Source organism: Bartonella sp. AA18HLJMS, assembly GCF_042197245.1.
Lineage (GTDB): Bacteria > Pseudomonadota > Alphaproteobacteria > Rhizobiales > Rhizobiaceae > Bartonella.
In genome coordinates, this window is record NZ_JBHIRP010000066.1 from 1 (window position 1) to 1,146 (window position 1,146).

At 43.7% G+C, this 1,146-nt stretch carries 1 protein-coding gene; it reads right to left on the reverse strand.

The window, feature by feature from the left end:
* Nucleotides 1-12: 12 nt before the first annotated feature.
* Nucleotides 13-1,146: elongation factor Tu (tuf, locus tag ACFINW_RS09925; RefSeq protein WP_375641314.1), on the reverse strand; the 1,134-nt coding region annotated here is incomplete at its 5' end.

Here is a 1,146-nt window from a genome sequence, read left to right on the forward strand (position 1 = left end):
AACAAGCATTATTTATTCAATGATCTTAGAGACGATACCGGCACCAACAGTACGACCACCTTCACGAATAGCAAAACGAAGTTTCTCTTCCATCGCTATCGGAACGATCAACGAAACATCCATCGCAACATTGTCACCTGGCATAACCATTTCCGTTCCTTCTGGAAGCGTAACAATACCTGTAACATCCGTCGTACGGAAGTAAAACTGAGGACGATAATTCGTGAAAAATGGGGTATGACGTCCACCTTCATCCTTTGTCAAAATGTAAGCTTCTGCTTTAAACCGTGTATGAGGTGTAACGGATCCTGGCTTTGCCAATACTTGACCACGCTCAATCCCTTCACGGTCAACACCACGTAGCAGAGCCCCTATATTATCACCCGCTTGACCTTGATCCAAAAGCTTGCGGAACATTTCAACGCCTGTAACCGTCGTCTTAGACGTTGGACGAATACCGATAATCTCGATTTCCTCTCCAACTTTAATAACACCACGCTCAACACGACCCGTAACAACAGTTCCACGACCCGAAATCGAAAAAACATCTTCTATCGGCATCAAAAATGGTTGATCAACAGGACGTTCAGGGGTTGGGATATAATTATCAACTTCACTCATTAAAAGACGAACAGCATCTTCACCAATGCTTTTATCCTTATCCTCAAGAGCTGCCAACGCAGAACCCTTAACAATTGGTATATCATCGCCTGGGAAATCATATTTGGATAAAAGTTCCCGAACCTCAAGCTCTACAAGCTCCAAAAGTTCTGCATCATCAACCTGATCAACTTTATTAAGAAAAACAACAATTGCTGGAACACCAACCTGACGTGCAAGCAAAATATGCTCACGTGTCTGAGGCATTGGACCATCAGCTGCTGAAACAACCAAAATAGCACCATCCATCTGTGCTGCCCCTGTGATCATGTTTTTCACATAATCAGCATGTCCTGGACAATCAACGTGCGCATAGTGACGATTTTCCGTTTCATACTCAACGTGTGCTGTAGAAATAGTAATTCCACGTGCCCGTTCCTCTGGCGCAGCGTCAATTTGGTCATAAGCTTTAAATTCACCAAAATATTTCGTAATCGCTGCTGTCAACGAGGTCTTCCCATGATCAACGTGACCAATCGTACCAAT